Annotated in this window: 12 protein-coding genes; 11 read left to right on the top strand and 1 reads right to left on the bottom strand. The window is 39.4% G+C overall.

The features are described from left to right. Positions 1-155 precede the first annotated feature (155 nt). Positions 156-2,543, top strand: a complete 2,388-nt coding sequence (ygjK, locus tag JKP73_RS14355; protein WP_200411481.1) for an alpha-glucosidase — start codon at positions 156-158, stop codon at positions 2,541-2,543. 1,109 nt (positions 2,544-3,652) lie between these two features. Here ygjK and JKP73_RS23540 read toward each other — a convergent pair. Further along, positions 3,653-3,820, bottom strand: a complete 168-nt coding sequence (locus tag JKP73_RS23540) for a phosphatase PAP2 family protein (RefSeq protein WP_308436506.1) — start codon at positions 3,818-3,820, stop codon at positions 3,653-3,655. Positions 3,821-4,319: 499 nt separating this feature from the next. Here JKP73_RS23540 and JKP73_RS14365 point away from each other — a divergent pair, with 499 nt between their 5' ends. The 10 genes from JKP73_RS14365 (at position 4,320) to JKP73_RS14410 (ending at position 23,460) form a co-directional block, all read left to right on the top strand. Then, positions 4,320-4,844, top strand: coding sequence for a CBO0543 family protein (locus JKP73_RS14365; protein ID WP_200411482.1), 525 nt, complete (start codon positions 4,320-4,322; stop codon positions 4,842-4,844). A 58-nt stretch (positions 4,845-4,902) separates the two neighbouring features. Continuing rightward, a complete protein-coding gene (locus JKP73_RS14370; protein WP_200411483.1) occupies positions 4,903-5,361 on the top strand; it encodes a CBO0543 family protein in 459 nt (152 codons plus the stop codon). 501 nt (positions 5,362-5,862) lie between these two features. Continuing rightward, positions 5,863-6,147: a TasA family protein gene (locus JKP73_RS14375; protein ID WP_234447118.1), complete on the top strand. Its 285-nt coding sequence runs from the start codon at positions 5,863-5,865 to the stop codon at positions 6,145-6,147. A gap of 87 nt (positions 6,148-6,234) precedes the next feature. Continuing rightward, complete coding sequence (lacZ, locus tag JKP73_RS14380; protein ID WP_200411484.1) at positions 6,235-10,638, top strand: beta-galactosidase, LacZ type; 4,404 nt, start codon at positions 6,235-6,237, stop codon at positions 10,636-10,638. A gap of 101 nt (positions 10,639-10,739) precedes the next feature. Beyond that, complete coding sequence (locus tag JKP73_RS14385; RefSeq protein WP_200411485.1) at positions 10,740-13,442, top strand: NPCBM/NEW2 domain-containing protein; 2,703 nt, start codon at positions 10,740-10,742, stop codon at positions 13,440-13,442. A gap of 1,082 nt (positions 13,443-14,524) precedes the next feature. Beyond that, positions 14,525-15,112 (top strand): CalY family protein, encoded by a 588-nt coding sequence (locus JKP73_RS14390; protein WP_200411486.1) that lies wholly within the window; start codon positions 14,525-14,527, stop codon positions 15,110-15,112. Between the two features lie 67 nt (positions 15,113-15,179). Next, complete coding sequence (locus JKP73_RS14395) at positions 15,180-18,917, top strand: glycoside hydrolase family 84 protein (RefSeq protein ID WP_200411487.1); 3,738 nt, start codon at positions 15,180-15,182, stop codon at positions 18,915-18,917. A 286-nt stretch (positions 18,918-19,203) separates the two neighbouring features. Continuing rightward, on the top strand, positions 19,204-21,954 hold the full coding sequence (locus JKP73_RS14400; protein ID WP_200411488.1) for a family 20 glycosylhydrolase: 2,751 nt from the start codon (positions 19,204-19,206) through the stop codon (positions 21,952-21,954). A 745-nt stretch (positions 21,955-22,699) separates the two neighbouring features. Further along, positions 22,700-22,861, top strand: coding sequence for a SipW-dependent-type signal peptide-containing protein (locus tag JKP73_RS14405; protein WP_234447125.1), 162 nt, complete (start codon positions 22,700-22,702; stop codon positions 22,859-22,861). A 29-nt stretch (positions 22,862-22,890) separates the two neighbouring features. After that, a complete protein-coding gene (locus JKP73_RS14410; RefSeq protein ID WP_200411490.1) occupies positions 22,891-23,460 on the top strand; it encodes a hypothetical protein in 570 nt (189 codons plus the stop codon). Positions 23,461-23,547 lie beyond the last annotated feature (87 nt).

Raw genomic sequence — 23,547 nt, forward strand, 5'->3', positions numbered from 1 at the left:
AATAACCTTCAGTGGTATTATCTTGGCAGAGTTCGGATAGTGATACTGTTGAGCAATAAATGCAATGGCTACTCCATTAGCCTGCTGTACAACCCGATATATCGCTACCATAGCTGAAATGAGGAACCTAAACATAATATAAAAGGAGGATTTTTATGAAAAAAAGGGGATGGAAAAGAAGCTTCGTTGTTAGCCTATGTATCTTGGTAATTCCTTTTATTGTTTTAGGTTGTGAAAACGAAAAGAACAGTACAAGTAACGAGGCAAACGTTAGTTCAGAGGGGGATACGGGAACTAACTCTGATATAGCCCGTATAAACGTTGATCGATTTGCAAACATATTGGATTTATCAGCGAATCCTACAGAAGAAGCTCATGGGGTATATGAAACAAATAAGTTTAATCATTTTTCTGATCTTGGTGCTTGGCATGGTTACTATCAGCCTGCTAAAGATAATAAAAAATTATTAGGTGGTTTTGCTGGACCATTAATTGTTAGTGAAGAATACCCAGTTAACCTCTCTGATTCCATTAATCGTATTCAAATTACAAATAAAGAAACAAATGAACAGTATGATTTAAGTAAAAGTAAGTATATCGATTTGTCTTCCTATCCAGGTAGATTAGAACAAAAATATGAGTTAGGTGATCTCACATTAGACATTACATTGATTTTTGTTAGTAATCGTACTGCATTAATACGTACAAATATGGTGAACACTGACGAAGAATCTTTGGAATTAGATATTTCTTGGAGAGGTTCAGTATTCAATAGCGTTATTGATGGGAATAATACACTTGATATCGGAACAAGTTTACAAAAAGATGGAAACGCAATACAAGTTAATTTTAGCAACGTTCGAGAACAGTGGAACTATTTCGCTACTGATGAAGTGAAGTATTATATTTCTCACGATAAAAAGATCAATACGGAAATAAACGGATTGGATTATATCTCTTCACTTGAGGATTCTGTAAGTTTAGATCCGGGTGAAACATTTGAAACCTATACAACGGAATCCTACACTTTTACAGAAGATGAGTTTTCTCAAGAGCAAGAAAAATCATCTGATTATATGGGTGAACCAGAGAGTCATTTTAAAGACAATAAGCAGAGATGGCAAGGATACCTAGATAAAACCTTTACTGGAGAAAAAGTAAGAGATTTTCCGCAATATCAGAATGCGGTAGTAAAATCAATTGAAACCTTAATGACTAACTGGCAAAGTCCTGCTGGAGCCATCAAGCATGATGGAATTGTTCCTTCGATGTCTTATAAATGGTTTATGGGTATGTGGAGTTGGGATTCTTGGAAAGCAGACGTTGCTTTAGCAGAATTTAATCCTGATTTAGCAAAGAACAATGTACGTGCTTTGTTCGATTACCAGATTAAGTCTGATGATAACGTTCGTCCACAAGATAAAGGCGCAATTATTGATGCTATATTCTATAACCAGAATAGTTCGCGTGGAGGAGAAGGTGGCAACTGGAATGAAAGAAATTCTAAACCACCATTGTCAGCTTGGGCGGTTTGGAATATTTATGAGGAAACGAATGATAAAGAATTTTTAGAAGAAATGTATCCTAAATTAATGGATTACCATAATTGGTGGTATACAAACCGTGATCACGACAATAATGGTGTTGCTGAATATGGAAGCATGGTAAGTGAGGCCAATTGGAAAACGGATGAAGACGGTAAAGTTATAAAGGATAAAAAAGGACAACCTGAACTTAATGATGAGGCCATAATTGAAGCTGCTGCTTGGGAAAGCGGTATGGACAATGCTACTCGTTTTGATAAAGAAGGTATCGGTGAAGATGATGTAGGTGTAAAAGTGTTTGAAAATAAAAGAGATGGAGAAGTAGTGGGTTATTCAATCAATCAAGAGTCTGTTGATTTGAACTCCTATCTGTATGCTGAAAAAGGCTTTTTGAAACTGATGGCAGCTGAACTTGATAGGAATGAAGACGAGAAAACATTAAGTAAAGATGCAAGCAAACTGAAGATGTATATACAGGAAAACATGTATGACAAAGAATCAGGATACTTTTACGATTTACAAATTAATGATGATGGGTCTGAAACAAAATTATTAGTTAACAGAGGTAAGGGAACTGAAGGATGGCTTCCACTTTGGGCAAACTTAGCTACAGACGAGCAAGCAGAAACTGTAAAAGACAATATAATGGATAAAGATAAATTTAATACGTATATGCCTTTTCCAACCGCATCAAAGGATAACGAAAAATTCAGTCCAAGTGACTATTGGCGTGGTCCAGTTTGGTTAGATCAAGCGTTGTTTGGAATAGAAGCATTACAAAATTACGGTTTTGATATAGAAGCAATTGAAGAAACTAAAAAACTTTTTTACCATGCAGAAGGTTTAATGGGTAATGCTCCAATTCATGAAAATTATAATCCTCTAAATGGGAAAGGTATTAGTACGAAAAACTTCAGTTGGTCTGCAGCAACGTATTATTTATTGTATAAGAATAATATTTTGAGTAATAATCCAACTACTCAAGATGCTTTTAAGTAAAATTAGTACTGGTTGTTAGTGTTGTTGTATAAGCAATAAGTAAAAACGCTTAGAGAAACTGATACAAAACCAAATAAAAACTTCTTTCAATGGGATTGAAAAAGTCTGTAAGAAACTAAGTAATTCACTTACAATGGAGAGACAAAAAATAAAATAATATTTAGCATACCAAATCACATAAGTTTTGGTATGCTATTTTTTGTTCTGCATGTGTTATGTCTAGGGAGTGGAGGTCTCTTATGGGCTTGGTAGTAAGCCCCGTTAGACAGAGAGGAGGGTTCCACTGTGAGGTGAAATCTGAAGGAAGTATGTGGCAAAGTAACTCTGCCCCTCGGGAAGTCTTGCAAGGAAAGGTTTCTTTGATGCTAGTCTAATAGTTGGACACAGAGAATGAAATTTTTTATACATAATTTCTGGAAATGTCCAAAGTGGTAACAGTATGATAAAGAACTGAAGTTTTATGCAGTAAGAATGGTCTTAAAGATGGGAGAAAGATTACGGAAGTGGCGCGAGAACTAGACATCGCAATGATTGAAAACCTGATTTTTAGAGATGAAACGATTGAGAGACAAATTTAAGAAAATATGATAATAAGCTAAATAGTTAATATTGAGAAGATGCTAATCTAAATAGATTACTGTCTTTTTATTTTTTGGAGGAAAAAATTTACATTATATAAATTTTATCACAACGTTCTAATGCAGACTGGTTATAAAAGGGTCATTCCATTGAAAAAGAGAAGATAAGCAAAGAGTAATATATTTTCTCCCAAATTATAAGTAGTTGTAATTATAATGATATTCGAATTAGAAATCGAAACAAGTTTTATAATTCAAAATAAGTAGTTTTACTAATTGGTGCTTCAGTTAGGCAAAACAAATTATTCGGTAGAAAGTATTATTTTGGGTAAATTAAGAGCTCCACAAATCTTATAAAGGCATAGGAGGGATTTATTTGTATAGAAATAGTCAGTCGGTCGTTATGTAACTGTTAAAAGAAACTCATGCATAGGCAATAAGAAAGGATAGAATCAATTTTCTCTCGTCTTAGTTTTATTTAGGATTATTTGTCTCCTCTTTTATAAATAATTATCAGATTACCCAGAAAGTTTAACTTGGATACGACTTTGTAAATTGGAGTGCGAATAAAATGCTTATAGCTGCTCCATCAATGACATCAGCCGGATAATGAACACCTGCCCAAATACGTGAAAGACCTAAGAGAATCGCTAATATAATCCATAGTATTCTTGATCTTGTTTTAAAAAGAAAGAAAATCGTACAAAATAAAAAGAATTATCTACTGCGTGACCTATTAGATGATTAACAACATTAGATAATTTATCCAAGGGTTGATTATTTGAATATACTATTCCAGCAAGTTTTCCAATTATTTCAGCTAATACAAAAGTAATTGAACCGTAAATAATCATCATTCGATTATTTTTGCTTCTTGTAAACCAAAAAATGATGACAGCTAGGGCTAAAATACCATATATTCAGCAATGAAAAGCATATTAGGATTAAGATACGTTAGATCCTTACCTAGATTATTAACCATTCTAAATAAATCAATTTTCATTTGACTTATATTCATGTTACTTTTCCTCCTTATCTTAACTGAAAAAAAGTATATATGTTTAGTTAGTTGTAATAAATGGAGTGTCTTACATTTCTTTTTGTAAGATATTTTTTTCGGAAATGTAAAAGAGAATATATTTACTATAAATGTAAAACATATAGGTAGTCTGTATACTTCATTAGGAATGATTACATTATGCATTTCATTTATAACTTTTTATTTTTATTAGCTGGTTGGCGATGGGGAGATTGGAGGAATTGGGAAAAGTATTATTCAACCATCCTCTTCTTTATCATAAATGACATGATAAATAATTTTTTAACCTATAATCATCCATTTTGGAACTTTAAAGAAAGTATATATCCGTTGTTCTTCTTTAACCATACAACTATTTCACTAACGATAATGTTTATTTGGTATCCTGTAACTATTTTGATTTATCTAAAGTATTTCTTTGGAACAAATAAATGGAGTGTAAGGATATTTCATTTCATACTTTGGGTTACGCTATACGTTGCAATCGAATATATCAACCTACACATTGGCATAATTTCTCATCATAATGGCTGGAGTATGTGGCATTCGGTTCCATTTGTTATTGCGATGTTTGTTATATTTCCTATTCATTATAAAAAACCACTGGTAGCATGGCTGATTGTATTAGGAATATTTATAGTACTAACCATTCAGCTAGATTTTCCTCTAGATAAAATGAAATAGTTTTTGAATTTAGTATTCCTGACTTTGGCTATAATGATTGTTGGAGGACTGATTATACTTGGAAAAAATAATTCTATGGTCAATGCTCATAATTGGTATTTATTTACTTTTTTTTAGTCTAAGAAAATCACCAACCAAAGACAATATTTTAATTTTTTTATTGACCTCTTATTTCTCCATCTTTCTTGGTGTTCTTGTTGTAGAAGAAAAAATGCTTGAATATCCTATAAACTTTTTAAGTAACCATTTCAGTTCCAGTCTGCTTTATGAATACCTTATCCTTCCAGTTGTTTGTATTTACTTTTATCAAGCGACTTATTATTCTAGATATCCAAGCATTATTCTGAAATGTATATTGTATTCTTCTGTATTAACAATCATTGAGGTTGTTTTGGAAAGGTATACAGATTTGATTGAATACCATACTTGGACATGGATACACACGTTTATCAGTGTCTTTTTTCAAATTATGTTTATCCGTATCCTTATGACGTTAATTAACAAGCTGGAGAGGTAAAATGAGGAAATATCCATAATAAAGACTGTATACTTACCTATAAGTTTATAAGACAGGTATATCTATGAGAAGGAACTAAATTCATTTAAACTTAGCAACCAATATATTCTCCGCCAAACTTATGGTCCTATAAATCTTCTTCTTTGGAATTAGATAAGACTTTGTTTTCTTGGGTATAGAAACTGACATCCATTCTAAATTTCCTATGAACCAGGTATAACTACCCTCAATCGAAAATTTCATCATGAAACATTAGTCTCAATTATAGATAGAATAATTGAAATATTTAAATAAAAAGCAATATTTATAAAGTAAAAGACAATATCTGCATTGTGAGAGCGCTTCATAAAATGTAGCCTTAACTTTGACTTGTGGTAAAGGTATCTGTAGACGGATACACCCAACAATGAAGGGAGGTTTAATCTTCATTTTCTTTGTTTAGGAGGATATCATGGCTAGCAAGTATAAAAAGAAACTATTCATTTCTTTCTTGGATTTGAATTGCTGGTAACCGATGCCCTATTCTTATACAACACGGATAAGTTTGATGAAGTTGTTTTTGAAACGACGTTGGCTGAACTAAAAAATATGAGTCCGGAATCGGTTAACGAAAATATTTTCTATCCAGAATTTGGTGAACAGGGTCTGGAAGCAGGTATAGTTGATGATTTAACCGTAAAGTTAAACTTTGTCGATAATAGTGTGAATCAAAACCAGTACCAGGGCGAGTCCTTGCAGCTGAACTGGACGTTTAACACTGAGCAAGGGGAGGGGAGAGGAAAATAAACAAGTGAATAGTTAGAGGGAGAATGAAACTATTTCTCTCTTTATTTATTTTATAGAAAAATGTTTTAAAAAAGAGGAGGAATGCGGATGATAAAGAAACTGCTGGGTGTCGGTGCGCTGACGGCTGTGGTGCTGGGGAGTCCGGTTGCTGGTGCGGAAGGTGTTGCCGCAGCAAAAGGAGGCTATCCAGAATGGAATAACAATCCGGATACTTTCGAAGTAAACCGGGAAGCTGCACATGCTGCGATTTCACACTACAAAAGTATCAATGCAGCATTAAAAGATGATCAGAGTCAATCGGAGTTTTATAAGACACTGAACGGTGAGTGGAAATTCAACTGGGCAAAGAGCCCGGAGCAGCGTCCGAAGGAATTTTACCAAGAAGGGTATAACGTTTCGGGCTGGGACACTATCGAGGTGCCATCAAGCTGGCAGCTAAAAGGCTATGGTCATCCAATCTACACCAACGTGACATACCCATGGACAGGTGTAGAGAATCCCGCGCCACCGAAAGCCCCGACCAAGCATAACCCGGTTGGCTCGTACAAAAAGGAATTTACTGTACCGGAGGACTGGAATGGCGATCCGGTTTATGTATCATTTCAAGGGGTTGAGTCGGCTTTTTATCTCTGGGTAAACGGTGAAAAGGTTGGCTACAGTGAGGATAGTTTCACACCTGCAGAATTTGATATATCCGATTATATCAAACGTGATGGAAAAAACACCATTTCAGCAGAAGTGTATCGCTGGTCTGATGGCAGCTGGCTGGAAGATCAGGATTTTGTTCGGCTGAGTGGTATTTTCCGGGACGTTTACCTGTATTCCACACCAGACACACATATGCGTGACCTCAGTGTAACGACAGACCTTGATAAAAATTTTGAAGATGCAACATTGAATGTAAATGTTGATGTAAGCAAGTACAGTGGCAAGCAAGTAAATGGCCAGACCGTTGAAATGAATCTGTATGATGCCAATAACAATAATGTGCTGGATACGCCGATAACAGGTGATGTTGCTTTTGATGGAAAAAAACAGGTGTCGATCAAAAAGGATAAGCTTATCGAGAATCCAAAAAAATGGTCAGCTGAGCATCCAAATCTATATACATTGGTAGTGTCATTGAAAGATGAAAACGGAAAGATTATCGAAACAACCAGCACAAAAGTCGGTTTCCGCGAGTTCACCGTGGAAGATGGCCAAATGAAAATTAATGGGAAACCGATTACCCTTAAAGGGGTAAACCGTCATGAAATAGATCCTGAAGATGGACGGACGGTTTCAACAGAACGCATGATTCAAGATATTAAGCTAATGAAAAAACATAACATAAATGCTGTACGTACCTCGCATTATCCGAATCAGAGCGAGTGGTACGATTTAGCGGATAAATATGGGCTATATATTATTGACGAAGCAAATCTGGAATCACACGGAAAACGTTCTGAACTTCCAAAAAGTGATCCTCAGTGGCTCCCGGCATCACTCGATAGGTTGCGGAGTATGATTGAGCGGGATAAAAACCATCCGTCGGTATTGATTTGGTCACTGGGAAATGAAGCTGGAAGCGGATCTACTTTTCAGCATATGGCTGATTTAGCTCATGAAATGGATCCAACCAGGATTGTCCATTACGAAGGGGATACCCGCTGGGCTGACATTGATAGTGTAATGTATCCGGCCGTTTCCTACGTTGAAAATTACGGAAAATCCGGTAAGAAAAAACCGTTTTTGCTAATTGAATATGCACATGCAATGGGGAACAGTGTAGGAAATCTGTATCAATACTGGGATGTTATTGACAGCTATGATAATTTGCAAGGCGGTTTTATATGGGACTGGGTCGATCAAAATCTGCTTGAACCTGTGCCGGGCAATGAAGACGAATCGTATTTTGCTTATGGTGGTGACTGGGGAGATAACCCGAATGATGGAAACTTCCTTGCCAATGGACTGGTCTCGGCGGATCAAATCGTACAGCCTGAGTTGAAGGAAGTTAAGAAAGTATACCAGGATATTGAAATACATGATGCTGATGTGAAAAATGGTGTTATCGAGCTAAAAAATGAATTTCTGTTCACGAATTTAAATCAGTATGAAGCGCATTGGGAGCTGAAACAAGACGGTGAAGTCATTCAGGAAGATACGCTTGATAATCTTAATGTTGCACCATTGACGACAAAGGAAATCGAACTGCCAATCGATCAGCCATCCTTACAAGCTGGATCTGACTATTATTTGAATATCAGCTTCAAGCTTAAAGAAGATACGAGCTGGGCGTCCAAGGGCTATGAAATTGCTGCACAACAGTTCGAGGTGCCATTTGATGTTCCGGAAAAACAGCCGGAAGCAATCGGGGATATGCCGGAACTCGCAGTTGATAACAGCGATTCCGCGATCGATATTGACGGAAATGATTTCAAACTGAATTTTGACAAAGCAAAGGGTACGATTGATTCGTTTACGTATAAAGGAAAAGAATTGCTTAAAAGCGGTCCACAGCCTGATTACTGGCGCGCGCCAAATGAAAACGATATCGGAAATGGAATGCCATCAAGAACAGGGACATGGCGTGATGCCGGTAAAAACAGAACCGTTACCGATGTAACAGTTACAAAATACGGTGAGAATGCTGTCCGTATCCATGTTTCGGGAATATTGCCGACGACACCCCAATCGGAGTACCAGACAGTTTATACCGTGTATGGAACAGGTGAAGTAGCGGTCAAAAATACGCTGACATCGGGAAAAGGGCTTCCGGAAATACCTGCAGTAGGAATGGAATTAACGCTTCCTAGTGAATTTGAGCAGATTAACTGGTATGGTCGCGGACCAGAAAGTAACTACTGGGATCGTAAGACCGGTTATCCCATAGGTGTTTACAGCAGTACGGTTGACGATGAATTTTTCCCATATGCGATGCCGCAGGAGACCAGCAATAAGACAGACGTTCGCTGGGTGACGTTCACCAATGAAGCTGGAACCGGTCTGATGGCGACAGGACTGCCGCTAATGGAATTCGGAGCACTTCATTACACAGAAAAAGACTTGGAAGAAGCGCGTCATCCGTATGAAATGGAGAAAAAAGAGGATATTTTTGTCAACTTGAATTATCACCAGATGGGACTTGGCGGTGACGACAGCTGGGGGGCGCGGCCACATCCGGAGTTTACACTACAGGCAGATCAATCCTATACATCCAGTTACCGTTTGCGTCCGATTACAGCACAAGATTCACCCATGGAACTAAGCAAGCGGATAGTCACCGATGAACTGGTGGAAAGCATCACCATTGATGGAGAAGAGCTGAAGAATTTTAATGCAAATGTAAACGAATATACAAAGAAATACTTGCAGGGAACTAAAGACGAAGCACCTAGAGTAGAGGTAAGTCCGATTCGTGATGATGCGAATGTGGAGATTAGCCAGGCAGATTCACTTCCAGGTAGAGCAGTTGTAAAAGTGACCTCAGCAGATGGCTTGTTATCTGCGGAATACAAAATTCAATTTGAGGTTGTCGATGAGCTTTATCTGAGTGATTTAGATTGGGAGAACGCAACCATCGGCTGGGGAACGGTTCACCGTGATGCTAGTGTTGACGGTAATACACTGACATTGTCAGGGGAAACAGAGCCTGTCACCTATGAAAAGGGAATTGGGACACATGCCCATTCGGAAATAATGTATGATATCGCCGGAAAAGGCTATGAAACATTTCAAGCATACGTCGGTCTGGATCGGGAGGCGAACTCGACAGGAACGGTTAACTTCCAGGTGTTTGCAGATGGAGAAAAATTATTTGAAAGTGGTGTGATGCACCGCGATACACCGGCGAAACTGGTCAATGTGGACATTATCGGCAAGGAACAGCTGAAATTGGTTGTCACCGATGGTGGGGATAATAATGGTAATGATCATGCTGACTGGGCTGATGCAAAGTTCATGACGAAAACGGATAAAACAAAACCGAAAATTAGTACTATGATGGACGGAGAAGTGCTGGAACAAGAAACAACGCTTTCTGATACCGATACCGTCAAGTTCACTTGGGAAGCAAATGACGAAGGTAGTGGTGTTGTAAAAACTTCTGCAACATTTGATGGTAAACCATACGAAGAGGATTCGGCGATCCGTTTAGCTGGAAAACCAGGCGAGCACCAATTGGTTGTAACAGCTGAAGATAAGGCAGGTAATACAACAGAAAAAACGTATATCCTTAAAGTTACAACGAGTGCATCCGCTATGAAAACACTCGTTCAGCGCTATAAGGAAGATGGGGCCTTCAGCAGCGAACAGGCAGTACGTCGATTGAACCATCAGCTGACAACTATCAATCTATTTTTGGAAAAAGATGAAGCACAAAAGGCAGTCAAACATTTGATAGGTTTTGAACAGCTGTTAAATCATCAGAAAGCAAACGGATCTATTTCCAATGAAGCTTATCAGGTACTACAGGCCGATACCGATTATTTGCTGGAAAAGTGGCAATAGTCCAGCCAAAAAAGTTCCAGTGGCAAGTTATGTTGACTTGCCACTCGGGCTTTCGTCTTGTTTGAGGATACTTATACTTGTTAAATGAAGAGGGTGACTAAATGTATGCGAAGCGAATCATAAGCTTGCTATTTTTTCTGGTTATTTTATTCACGGTAATACATTCAATTTATCCTGTTCATGCTGCGACTGACGCTGTTTTGGATTATACTGTGGATCAGGATTTCAACGGGACAAGCGACTATGTTGATCAAACAGGCGATTTATCGAACGTTAAGCAGTTGGAACAAGGGTCAATTCTCGTCAAATTTAAATCGACGAGCAGCAAGGCTGTTAATACCTTCTTAAGTGCATCTCATACAGAAGATGCCTCAAGTAATCTATCTTTTACCATGAACAATGGGACCATCTATGTGGAAAATCGTGAAGATCGTGTGTATGCAACACAGCTTCAGGCATCAGGTTCCTACAATGATGGAGAGTGGCATACGGCAGTTTTGACGGTTGGCATTGACGGGACGAAAATTTACGTCGATGGTAACCAGCTGGGGGCAAGTGATTCCATAGCTTTTTTTAGCAATATTTCAGATTTGGACGGCATGTGGATCGGTAAAAATGTAGACAATGCTGGAGATCAATGGTATTACAAAGGACAGCTTGAAAAAGTACAGCTCTACGATAAAGCACTTACTGCCGAAGAGGTAAAAGCGTTAAGCGGTACGGATAATAATGGTTTTTTCAAGGAAAAAGAACTATTTAATGTAAACGATGGAAAAGGATACGGACAATATCGCATTCCGAGCATCTCTGTTATGGCAAACGGTACTGTCCTTGCTGTTGCAGAGGCGAGAACAGGTGGTGACCAGACACCTACTGATCTGGTTCTGAGACGGAGTACAGATGGCGGGGAAACATTTTCCGATCAAGTCATCCTGGCACCAGGTGTGGAAAACGGTAACGCTGAAATGAACCCGATGCTGCTTGCAGAAGACAAAGGAAGCACCGTTCATTTACTCTGGAGCCGCTGGGAATGGGACAATCCGCAGTACTTTATCCGTACGAGCAAAGATAATGGGGCAACATGGGGAAAAGCAAGAGAAATTACTTCTGTGCTGGATGCGTACACAAACCCAGATAGCCCTGATTATTTTAAAAATATTTCCGGAGCAGGCATGGGACCAGGGCATGCTTTTCAAATGTCCAATGGAGCACTTGTCGTTCCCATTTATTTAACAACGTACGGGTGGGCCAACAGTACAGTTGCCTACATTTATAGTGAAGATGGCGGAGAAACTTGGAAAGCAGGTCCAAAAGTGCCAAATCCTCCTGGTTTTTCAAAAATCCATGAAAATATGATGGTGGAGATTTCTAATGGTGGTTTAATGGCAAATATGCGTAACCCAGGCAGTGATTATCGGGCAGTCTCCACAACAACTGGACTGGAAGAGCCATGGACGACACCGGTTTCGGATAAAACGCTGATTGGACCAATAAATGCAGCAAGTCTAGCCCTCTATGATGCGGACACCATTTTATTTACCAATACAGCAAATAAATCAACACGTACGAATATGACAATTCGCATGAGTGACGATGATGGCAAAACGTGGTATGAGTCCAGGGAGATTTATGCAGGTCAGACTGGCTATTCCGATGTAGATGTCGGTCCAGATAAAACCATTTATACATTTTACGAAAAGCCAGCAGGGAGCAAAATTACACTTGCACGTTTTAACAAAGATTGGATTGAAGGCAGCGCAAATATTCGGTTAAAAGTAGATGAGCAGGTAAAACCTGGAGTGAGTACCACGGTAAAAACGGCATTTACCAATTATAGCGAAAAGGTAGAAAATGATGTGGCAATAAATATGCATGTGCCGGAAAATTGGACAGCAGAAGCGAATCAGTCGGCAGCATTTGATGCCATTGAACCTGGAGAGTCAGTGGAAGTCACCTGGAATATAACTCCGGATAAAAATACGCTGGCAGGTAACTATGAATTACGTGTAGATGCTTCCTATGAAATTGGCGGAAATCAGCAAACTGAATCTGCTGTAAAAGAAGTGAAAATCCTTCCGCCAATACCAACCGAAACAGCTTATTTAAGTGACCTTGGCTGGATTAGCGCGATGAACGGCTGGGGACCAGTGGAGAGGGATACAAGTGTTGGATCAGATAGTGCTGGTGATGGAAGTACCCTTACTATCAACGGTGAAACATTTGACAAAGGTCTTGGCGTACATGCGTATTCAGAAGTTGTCTATCATCTTGGTGGGAAATTCTCCCGCTTTACATCTAAAGTTGGAGTAGACGACGAAGTTTCTCCTGCTTCAGCAGCAAGTGTTGTTTTTGAGGTATGGGGTGATGGTGGGAAACTCTATGATAGCGGCATTATGACTGCCGATGATGACGCCAAAGCAATCGATGTCTCTATTGAAAATGTGAACGAGCTTAAGTTGATCGTAACAGACGGTGGCAATGGTAATGGCAGTGACCATGCAAACTGGGCAGAAGCGAAAATAATCCGATATACCGCACCTGTTTCAGCATCCTTAATCGAAGCACATGTGGAGGAATTAGAAAATGAAGGTGCGTTTGAGAGTGGTCTTATTGCTCGCTTGCTAGGGATGCATGTAGATACATTGGTACAATATGAAGACAAGGAATTAACAGAGAAACTCATTAAACATCTAAACGGCTTTAAACAGCTGTTGCAGCAACAAAAGGAAAATAACGCTATTTCAGCTAAAGCTTATGACACATTAACCGCCGATGCAAAGCGGTTGCTTGCAAAATATCAATGAGAACTTGACAACGTTCTTCCCGAGGTAAATTAGCTGCCGGAGGACTTGTCAATATAGATTTTCGATCGGGCTGAGTATGTTTTCAATTAACTAGAGGAACTTCCGCTCAATTTGGTTCTGAACTTGATCGCTTAACCGCCTCTCTCGTTCAATTTTCCCAGCACAGCAGCTTGATCAATTCACTGCCTATCCCAATAAACCCAGAAACAAATTGTTTTAGGAGAGGTGGAACAATGCAGAAAAAAGCTAGTTTCATAATAAGGATTGGTCTAGTAACCTGGGATTTCAGAAAATGCTGCAGCAATTTAAGGCAGACAACCAAATAACGGAAAAAGTATTCACCAACCTTACCTCTGATGCCAATTATGTAATCGAAAAGTGGAAATAAATCTATATTTAAACAGGCATAGTCAAATGGCTGTGTCTGTTTTCTTTTAGCAGACGGTTACAAGAGGTATCTTTCCCGTGTTATTCGGGCCATAGAATTTATTAATAGTAAATATAGTAAGGCCCCCATCTGCTCCCAATCACAACAAACTTAATCAGTCTATATTTTCCATTGCTGGAAACACAAGAGCCGTCCCTTTGTTTTTAGGTACAACTGCCTGCAATTGAAATTTCCTTTTGCGACAATAGTTCTAATTATAGACAGAATACTCCTAAAATTTAATGAAAAGAACAATATATCTAATAGAAAGGACAATATCTACATTGTGAAAGCGATTTATTATGTGTAACCTTTATGTAACCAAGACTTAAGCAGTGAAAAAAACAAATTTGAAGAAGATGGCGAATTTGCCAACTATGGTGCTGCACGATTTTTAAATGTTCACCTAACGACAATAGAAAGCATTGAAATGAAAGAGAAAGCGGAAAAAGTAATCAATTGAAGGGTTGAAAAGCTGCTCGATCATCAGAAAGAGAAATGATGTAGAAAAAACTTACAGAACATTGAAAACAGGAACCGAAACGTGGATGGATAACTGAAAGAACTAAATTCATGATTAGAGCTTCTCTGTGACAGGTGTGATTTGTCATGGAGGAGTTACTAAATATCTAAAAATTTTAAGGAGGATTTTATTTTGAGTATTAAAAAACAATTAGGAATGGGAATTATGTCGGCGGCGCTTGGATTATCGTTAATCGGAGGAGGAACGTATGCATACTTCAGTGACAGTGAGCAAACGAGCAACACGTTTGCAGCAGGTACGCTTGACCTGTCTGTGGACCCGACAACAATAGTAGATGTCGATAATCTGCAGCCGGGATCATCGGTAACGCGTAATTTTGAATTGCAGAACAACGGTACACTGGATATCCGCAACGTATATCTGGAAACGGATTATATGGTAGAGGACGCCGAAAGCAACAATACCGAAGATTTTGGCGAACATATTCAAGTGCAATTCTTATACAACGCGGATAAGTTTGATGAGGTTGTCTTTGAAACGACGTTGGCTGAACTGAAGAATATGAGTCCAGAAGCGGTTAATGAAAATATTTTCTATCCGGAATTTGGCGAACAGGGTCTGGAGGCAGGTACAGTCGATGATTTAACTGTGAAATTTAACTTTGTCGATAATGGCGAGGACCAGAATCAGTTCCAGGGTGATTCCCTGCAGCTGAACTGGACGTTTAACGCTGAGCAAGGCGAAGGCGAAGAAAAGTAATTTGATGAAAGTGGGGAAAGATTACAGTTCTCTCTGCGTTTTATTCTCACAAAGGAGGGTGTGACATTTGAAGGGATGGCGCGTTGTTTTACTAACGTTAATGCTGATTGTATCACCACTTTTCAGCTTAGCTGCCAGTGCGGCTGAAGACATCGTCAAATCGCAATACGAAATTTATCCACTACCGCAAACCGAAATAGATTTAGGGACGGATTTTACAGTTACAGACGAAGTAAATATTGTAATGGAAGACGGCATAGATCAGCCAACAAAGGATCTATTGAATGAAACTCTTGCATCAAAAACAATTACGATTACGACATCAGATAAAGTTGTTTCGGATCGTACTAATATTTTGATTGGAACAAAAGGATCAAATGGCTATGTGGACACTTATTTTAGTGAAAATATAGATTACGATACCAGTATTTTCGATGAAATTGACCCGTACGTATTAACGATGGATAAAAATTTAGAGGAAAATGGAACGATTGCGGTACTCGGAAAAGACACCGATTCGGTATTTTATGGTCTGGAAAGTTTAAAAATGATTATCGACCAGATTTCCGGTAAACAAATTCATTCGATGCAGTACGAGGATTACGCCGATACCAAGTGGCGGGGATTTATTGAAGGTTTCTACGGGTTTCCGTGGTCACACGAATCCCGGAAAAGTTTAATGGAATATGGTGGGACCATTAAAATGAATGCCTATATTTACGGTCCGAAAGATGAAAAATATCACAACAGCCAGTGGAGAAAGCTTTATCCGAAAGAAGAGCTGGCGAAAATTAAAGAACTTGCCCAAGTAGGACATGAAACCAAAACGGAATTTATCTGGGCGATTCATCCGGGTTTCAATATGATTGACTGGGATAATTATGATCAAGAAATGGATAAACTGTTTGCAAAATTTGAGCAGTTGTATGGTGCGGGTGTACGGCAGTTTGGTTTGTTTATGGATGATATCAGTACAGCCCAGGCGCTAAAAGATAAGGACAAACATGTAAAATTAATTACCGACATTGCCAACTGGGTAAAAGAAAAAGGTGATGTAAAGCCATTAGTCTACACGCCGCCATTTTACAATCAGGCATGGACAGGTTCGTATGGTAAGCCATACTTGGAAGCATTACGCGACGTACCGGAAAATGTAGAAATTATGTGGACTGGCAGTGGTGTTGTTGGGACCGTTAATGAACAAGACATGCAATGGGTGAAAGATATCATCGGACGTGATCCGTTTGTATGGCTGAACTGGCCTGTCAACGATTATGTGAATTCCAGACTGATGCTTGGTAAGGGGGAAGTGTTGAAGCCAGGTACGCATAACATTGCAGGTGTTGTTTCAAACCCGATGCGTTGGGCAGAACTATCGAAAATAGCACTGTTTGCTGTTGCGGATTTCACGTGGAATGTTGATGAATTTGATGCCAAACAGAGCTGGCTTGATTCCTTTGACTATATTGCACCAAATGCAGCATCGGAACTGAATACAATTGCTTACCATTTAAGTGATCCATCGCCAAGCACACATGGACTCGTAGTCGGTGAATCGGAAAATATTAAAACGGAATTAAACACGTTTCGAGATAAGTTTGCTAATGGAGAATCAGTTGATGAAGTCGGTAGGCAGCTGATCGATGAATTTAACAAAATATTGGATGCCATCAGCGGTTTTCGCGAAAAAAGCACGAACGAGCAAATGGTTGATGAAATAAACCCATGGCTCAATAGTCTGAAAAATGTGGTGCAGGCTGATAAACAGGCGGTGCAGTCAGCTATAGCACTGCAAAATAACGACTTGAACGCAGCGTGGGAGTCACTAGGAAATGCTTCTATTGCAATGGCGAAGTCAAAAACATTTACTATTGAAAAGCTGAATTCTCCTGATGTGACGGTGGAGGCAGGTGCCAAGCGGTTAGTTCCGTTTGCCAATGAGTTAATTAACAAACTCGATGCCAAAATCTATACATCTATTGATCCGAAAGCAACTGCCAATATTCCAATGACATCCTATAATTATACAAATATGGAAAAAATATCAGACGGTGATCCGGAAACACTTGTCTATATCAAAACGTTGCAGGAAAACGGTGACTGGTATGGTGTTGATCTAGGAAAAACAGTCCCTGTAAACGATATTCATATTTTACAAGGAAGAAATAATGACGACCATGACATTTTCCATCGTGGGTTATTGGAATACTCTATAGACGGTGAAAACTGGACTGCAATAGGTGGGGAGCGTTCCGGTTATAAAGTGGATGTCGATAACCTTGATGTAGAAGCACGTTATGTCCGCTATCGTCTGACACATGCAGGCGTACCTGGTGGAAAGCCTGATCTATGGACGGCAATCAGGGAATTCACGATCAATGCCAACAAGGAAAAGGCAGGCCTGTATACGAATGTTGACAAGTTAACTGCGGAAGTAAAAAGTACGAACACACAGGCAACATTGGAAAATCTGGCCGGTGTAACACTGAAACCATCCGAGTATATCGGGATTGCATTGCCGACAATTGAAAAAATCGGATCTATTAAGCTAGACCGAAGTAAAACTGATGCTACATTGCAAGTATCCGAAAACGGGATCGAATGGGAAGGAGTTAAGGAAGAAGCCCCTTATCCAAACGCATCGTATGTGCGTCTAGTGAATAAGACGGATGAAACGATCACATTTGATTTAACAAAATTGCAGGTCAAATTGAACAAATTTATCGAACCAAATGTCACCCATAATTATGAAAGTGTATACCAGGGCAAAGCTGAGAATCTTTATGATGGAGATTTGAATACAAAGACATGGTTCGGCGGGATACAGGACACAGGTAAATACGTGCAAATTGACATGGGCGGCATGGTTAATGTCAATGATGTAGCTGTTGCTATTAACGATGGTGAAGGAGATTATTTCCGCCAAGGTGACTTGCAAATTTCCAAAGACGGTGAAACATGGGAAACCATTCACACGTTTGAGAACCCAGGTGACCACAGCTTAAACTTCCCTGATCACGAAGTACCGTATCGTTACAAGCGTGTGCAAGTTGACGGCGAACAAGCGCGATATATTCGTTTGATTTCCACGGAAAATCATAATGTTTGGCTTGGTTTAAACGAAATTATCGTGAACGAAGGCATGGAAAAACCCGGACCGAAAAATCTTGCTGTGAATGCTAATCCAAAAGGCTCAAACGGAAATGAAGCAGTACAGGCGATTGATGGCAAATTAGCGACGTTCTATACACCTAATGGAGACGCACAAGCAGGACAGCTGAATTACAAGCTTTCAAAGGATACAGAAGTTGGCAGTGTCATGATTCTGCAAAGCCCGCAAGTTATTTCCGATGCGGACGTTTCAATACGAGATACTGAAGGCTGGCATAAAGTCGGCAGCCTGTCAAAATCGCTGAACACATTGAATACGTCTGATTATGATCATGTGCTGGAAGTGAAATTGGAATGGACTGGTGATGTGAATCCGCAAATCCATGAAATCATTCCAGTAGTAAAAACAGAACATCCTGCAGACAAGACGGTAGCGGATGTAAAAGAAATGGTGAAGGAATTTGCAACTGACGGTGAGATTAGCGGTGACAGCACAGTTCGCAGGTTACAGATGCATCTGACAGCAGTCGAACGCTATGAATCACATGAGAATGCGGAAAAAGTTGTAAAACATATGAAAAGTTTTCAACAGCTGGTTTTTTACTACCAAAAACAAGGGAAGGTTTCGGATACGGCGAACGATTCGCTGAATGTAGCCGCTGATGCTTTGCTGATGCAGTGGAAAAAGGAATAGCGCTGCAATAGATCGGTGAAGAACACAGGCAGATCGTGAGCTGATGAGCAGAGCATTAACGTGAGAGCTTGATGAGTTGAAGGGAGAAACGCTAAAGCTCACAAATAGCATGTTAAATTTCACAATCATACGCTAATATTCACAATTAAAATGCAAGTTTTGTAGAAAAACAAAGGCGCTAGAGCAGGACATGGTTTATCCGGTAATTAGCTTTAAATGTTTCAAAACACGTGGCTCCCTTTCTTTTTTACGGGGAGTCACTACTTAAATAGGTGAGGTGAAAGCGTTGAGAAAATGGATTTTATTTCTTTTTTGCAGCCTGTTAATAGCCGGCTTTCATTCATCTCAGACAGTACACGCCGAAGACACAAATCCCAAACCTAAAGTGATTCCAAGTTTACAGGAATGGAGTGGTGCGACGGGATTTTTTACATTAAATGAAAACTCCAGAATTGTGGTTGATACAGCATATACGGAAAAATTATCGAATACGGCCAACGTTTTTCAACAAGACTTAAAAGAAGTTATCAACCGTAATCTGCCAATCGAAACAGGGGAACAGCCTAATAAAGGAGACTTTTTTCTGACCATGCAGCAGGGAAAAGACAACTCAATTGGGGATGAGGGCTATCATTTTATCGTTGATGATGCTGTGACGATCCAGTCTAACACAGACACAGGAGTATTTTATGGGACACGGACGGCTTTGCAAATTCTCGTACAGGATGAAGATAAAAGCCGTATTGCCAAAGGTACTGCCAAAGACTATCCGAAATACGGGAAACGCGGATTTATGCTCGATGTCGGACGAAAGTTTTTCCCGATGGACTTTTTAAAGGATTACGCAAAAGTCATGGCATGGTACAAGATGAATGATTTCCAGCTTCATTTGAATGACAATGCGATTTTTAAAAACAATGACCCTAAGCATTGGGGTAGTTATGCTGCTTTTCGCATGAAAAGTGAACAATATCCGGAATTGACTGCAGACGACGGTCATTACAGCAAAGCGGATTTTAAAGAATTGCAAAACCTGGCTGAGGCTAATGGTTTAACGATTACGCCGGAATTTGATACGCCAAGTCATTCGCTGGCGTTTACAAAACTAAGACCAGACCTTGTACATCCGGACCTGCCGGTAGACCATCTCGATATTACGCGGGAGGAAACGGTGGATTTTGTTAAGTCTGTCTGGGATGAGTATCTTGACCTTTTCGAAGCAGATGCTGTGCATATCGGGGCAGATGAATTTTACCGAAATGATACGGAAATGAGCAACGTCTACCGCAGTTATATTAATACGCTAAGTGAGCATGTGGAAAAGCAGGGAAAAACCGCTCGCGCGTGGGGTGGCTTATCATATTATAAAGGAGACGTGACCGTTGATAAAGATGTTGTTTTCAATATATGGAACGTTGGTTGGTATAACCCGAAACAGGCAGTGCAGAATGGTTATGATATTATTAACTCGGATGACGGACTGCTTTATATTGTTCCTAAAGCGGGGTACTATCATGATTACCTTGATACGAATTGGCTGTACAATAATTGGGAGCCGACAATGTTCAGCGGTGGCATTACACTAAATGATGATGAAGAGCATTTGCTTGGCGGTATGTTCGCCCTTTGGAATGACTTGCTGGGGAAAAAAGTAAGTATTCCAGATGCACATGATCGCATTAGTAAAGCGATGCCGACATTGGCTGAAAAAATGTGGCGCGGCAATTCCGATGAGACAACCTATGCCAATTTTAAAAGGCTAAATAAAGCGATTGGAGAAGCACCGGGAACGAATTTAGACTATGATGTAAAAAGCAAGACCGATACGTTGCTACACTATACGTTTGAAGATAATAAGGTGACAGACGTATCGGAAAATAATTACGATGGGACGTTACAAGGTGCAACCATCACAACAGAAGGTAAAGAAGGCAGTGCATTGGTAATCTCGGATGAAACAGACCATGTGACGACAGATATCGATACAAAAGGTTTTCCATGGACCGTCTCAGCTTGGGTGAAATTGAAGGAAACGAACAAGTCAGAAGCAGTACTAATGGAATCAGATTACAGCAGTTTAAAGCTTAAACAAAAGGAAACAGGTAACGCAGGTTTCACTCGAGAAGGGTATGATTTCAGTTTTGATACAGCCATCCCAACAGGAAGATGGGTTCATGTTGCTTTTCGAGGTGATTTAAATGGAACGTCCTTGTCTATCGATGGAGAGTTGAAGGATACACTTTCAGACAACATGTTGCTTCCCATCAAAACGATTGGAAGTAAAACAAACACATTTATAGGTATGATGGATGAGCTGAAAATTTTTGACAATAAGCTTTCTTCAGCTGAAATTGCCAAAGCTGCAGACGCACCAGCATGGACGATCAATGTTGCAGCCGGTAAGCCAGCAAGAGCTTCATCGAATGAGACAGCATACTTGACACCGGACCTTGCTGTAGATGAAAACGAAACAACACGCTGGGCATCAGGCTACACCGATCAGGAATGGATTTACGTAGATCTATTAAAACAGCAACCTATCAATACAGTCGTGTTGAAATGGGAAAGTGCGTATGGCAAAGGGTACAAGATTCAGGTGTCCAACGATGGTGAGAACTGGAAAAATGTCAATACCACTACAAATGGTGACGGGGGTAAAGATGTTATTCATTTTCCTGTAGAAGATGCACGGTATGTACGTATGCAAGGTACAGAACGGGCAATTAATTGGGGATTTTCCTTGTATGAATTCGAAGTATATCAGCCTGTTACTGCTGCAGGTATGAAAAAACGGATTGAACAGCTGCAAAGCCGTGGTGAAATTACCAGTGATCAGACAGTACGGCAATTAACGATGCATATGACAGCAGTCAATCGTTATTCAGATCAGGAACTTACTGCGAAAGTATTGAAGCATATGGAAGGCTTTCAACAGTTAGTAGAAATACAGCATGAAAAAGGCAAGCTTACCGATAAAGTGTATGAAACGTTACAAGCTGATGCTGAAGGCCTGATCGCAAAGTGCGAGATGCAATAGAACGTATGAAAGGACTGGTTGATTTGGCATCGTGAGGTTAGATGAAATATGCGGTGGGTTGGTGAGTGTTCGAGTATAGTTCAAAAAGAGTACATGAATAGTTTTGCCAATAAATTCTAAAACCGTCAAAATCGTACACTCATTTACTCACCCAACCAGTCTTTTTACACATAATAGGTGCATGATGTGCAACTATAGTGGTCTATTGTAGTTAAAAATTAAATTTTATATTTTATTATGAATGAGTAGAATACTAGCATGGAGTAAATAGAAAGGTTGTTTTTTAAGAAGAAAAGGGATGAATGAGGATGGAAGGTAAACGTATTTTACAAGCGGCAACCGCTATATTAGATTTGTTCCTTGTTGGAGCAACTACATACGCGTGTTTTTGGGAAAATTGACCTCAGCACAAGTACATCAATGATTAATGATGTTGTAAAACCTTAAACTCGGAGATATCATAAAGCGCGTTCTACCGCGTAATGTCAACTTGATATATCTGTGAGATTGTATTGGGAACAAGTTTTACAGTAAATGATACGAAAGGTGATAAGATAAAGCAATTATTTATCCAGGCACGAAATGAATTATTTATTTTGCTAAAGGTATTAGAGTGCTGGTATTGGTGTATTTAGCAAAATAAATAATAACGAAGGAGGTAAGGCATTGGATAAAAAGCAAAGGATTTAGAAAGAAGACAAAAATACGAATAGCAGGAAAATTGGTTTTAAGTAGTTATTTGATCGTGTTTACGGCAGGGTACATAACCTCCAGTACAGGTGCTTATTTTAATGATGCGGATAAAAAAACACAAGTTATTCAGGCTGGTACCTGGTGGGATGGCAGTGAACTAGCATTCAACGGGATGGCGAAGAAATCTGGTGACCAATCCCTGCAGGACCGGTAAGAATCACGCTTCAAAATAAAGGGAAAACAATGTTGGGGCAGACAGAGTATAGCGTTTACTACTCCAAAGAAGGCGATCCGAAAAAAGGCAAGGCGATAAAAAACGGCGAAATTAAACCATTGCAAAATAAGGAGGCGATTATCCTAAATTACGAGGATGCTACTGAGGGATCCTATATGTTTAAGGTAATGCAACGACCGGATTATTATGGTAATAATGACAAGCGCGCAGAATTGTGGAGCGAGAAAATTAATGTAGCATGTGCTGATAAGAATAAACAAGCAAATGAAGACGAGAAGCAAGGGGGAGACAAGGACAAGCATGAAACAGAAACCAAAGCTAAACAAGGAGCGTTTGACACGAAACTGACGGAGAATCAAAAGCAGAACGAGGCTGAATTAAACGGAAAAACAGAAGATACCACAAGGGCTGAACCAAAAACGACAGAAACGAATGAACAAGACCTGAAGCAATCAAATCAAAATATGCAGGTGAAAAAGAAAGAAACGGTTATTAAGGAAGAATTGAATAAGAATAAAGATCAAAATAGCAAACTAAAAGCGGATGATAAGCTTAACGATGAATCAACCGGTAAATAATCGCCAGCAACTGAGTAGACAGCACAACAGCAAGGTTTAACCAAGGAGGCACCAGCAAGGTCTATAAAAGACACTGGAAAGGAGACT

It is taken from the genome of Virgibacillus salexigens (assembly GCF_014905415.1).
GTDB lineage: Bacteria > Bacillota > Bacilli > Bacillales > Amphibacillaceae > Virgibacillus > Virgibacillus salexigens.

What these genes read in the sequence shown, in the direction of transcription:
- JKP73_RS14365 (WP_200411482.1), top strand. Translation starts at nt 4,320, where the DNA reads ATGCATTTCATTTATAACTTTTTATTTTTATTAGCTGGTTGGCGATGG.
- ygjK (WP_200411481.1), top strand. Translation starts at nt 156, where the DNA reads ATGAAAAAAAGGGGATGGAAAAGAAGCTTCGTTGTTAGCCTATGTATC.
- lacZ (WP_200411484.1), top strand. Translation starts at nt 6,235, where the DNA reads ATGATAAAGAAACTGCTGGGTGTCGGTGCGCTGACGGCTGTGGTGCTG.
- JKP73_RS14410 (WP_200411490.1), top strand. Translation starts at nt 22,891, where the DNA reads ATGTTGGGGCAGACAGAGTATAGCGTTTACTACTCCAAAGAAGGCGAT.
- JKP73_RS14385 (WP_200411485.1), top strand. Translation starts at nt 10,740, where the DNA reads ATGTATGCGAAGCGAATCATAAGCTTGCTATTTTTTCTGGTTATTTTA.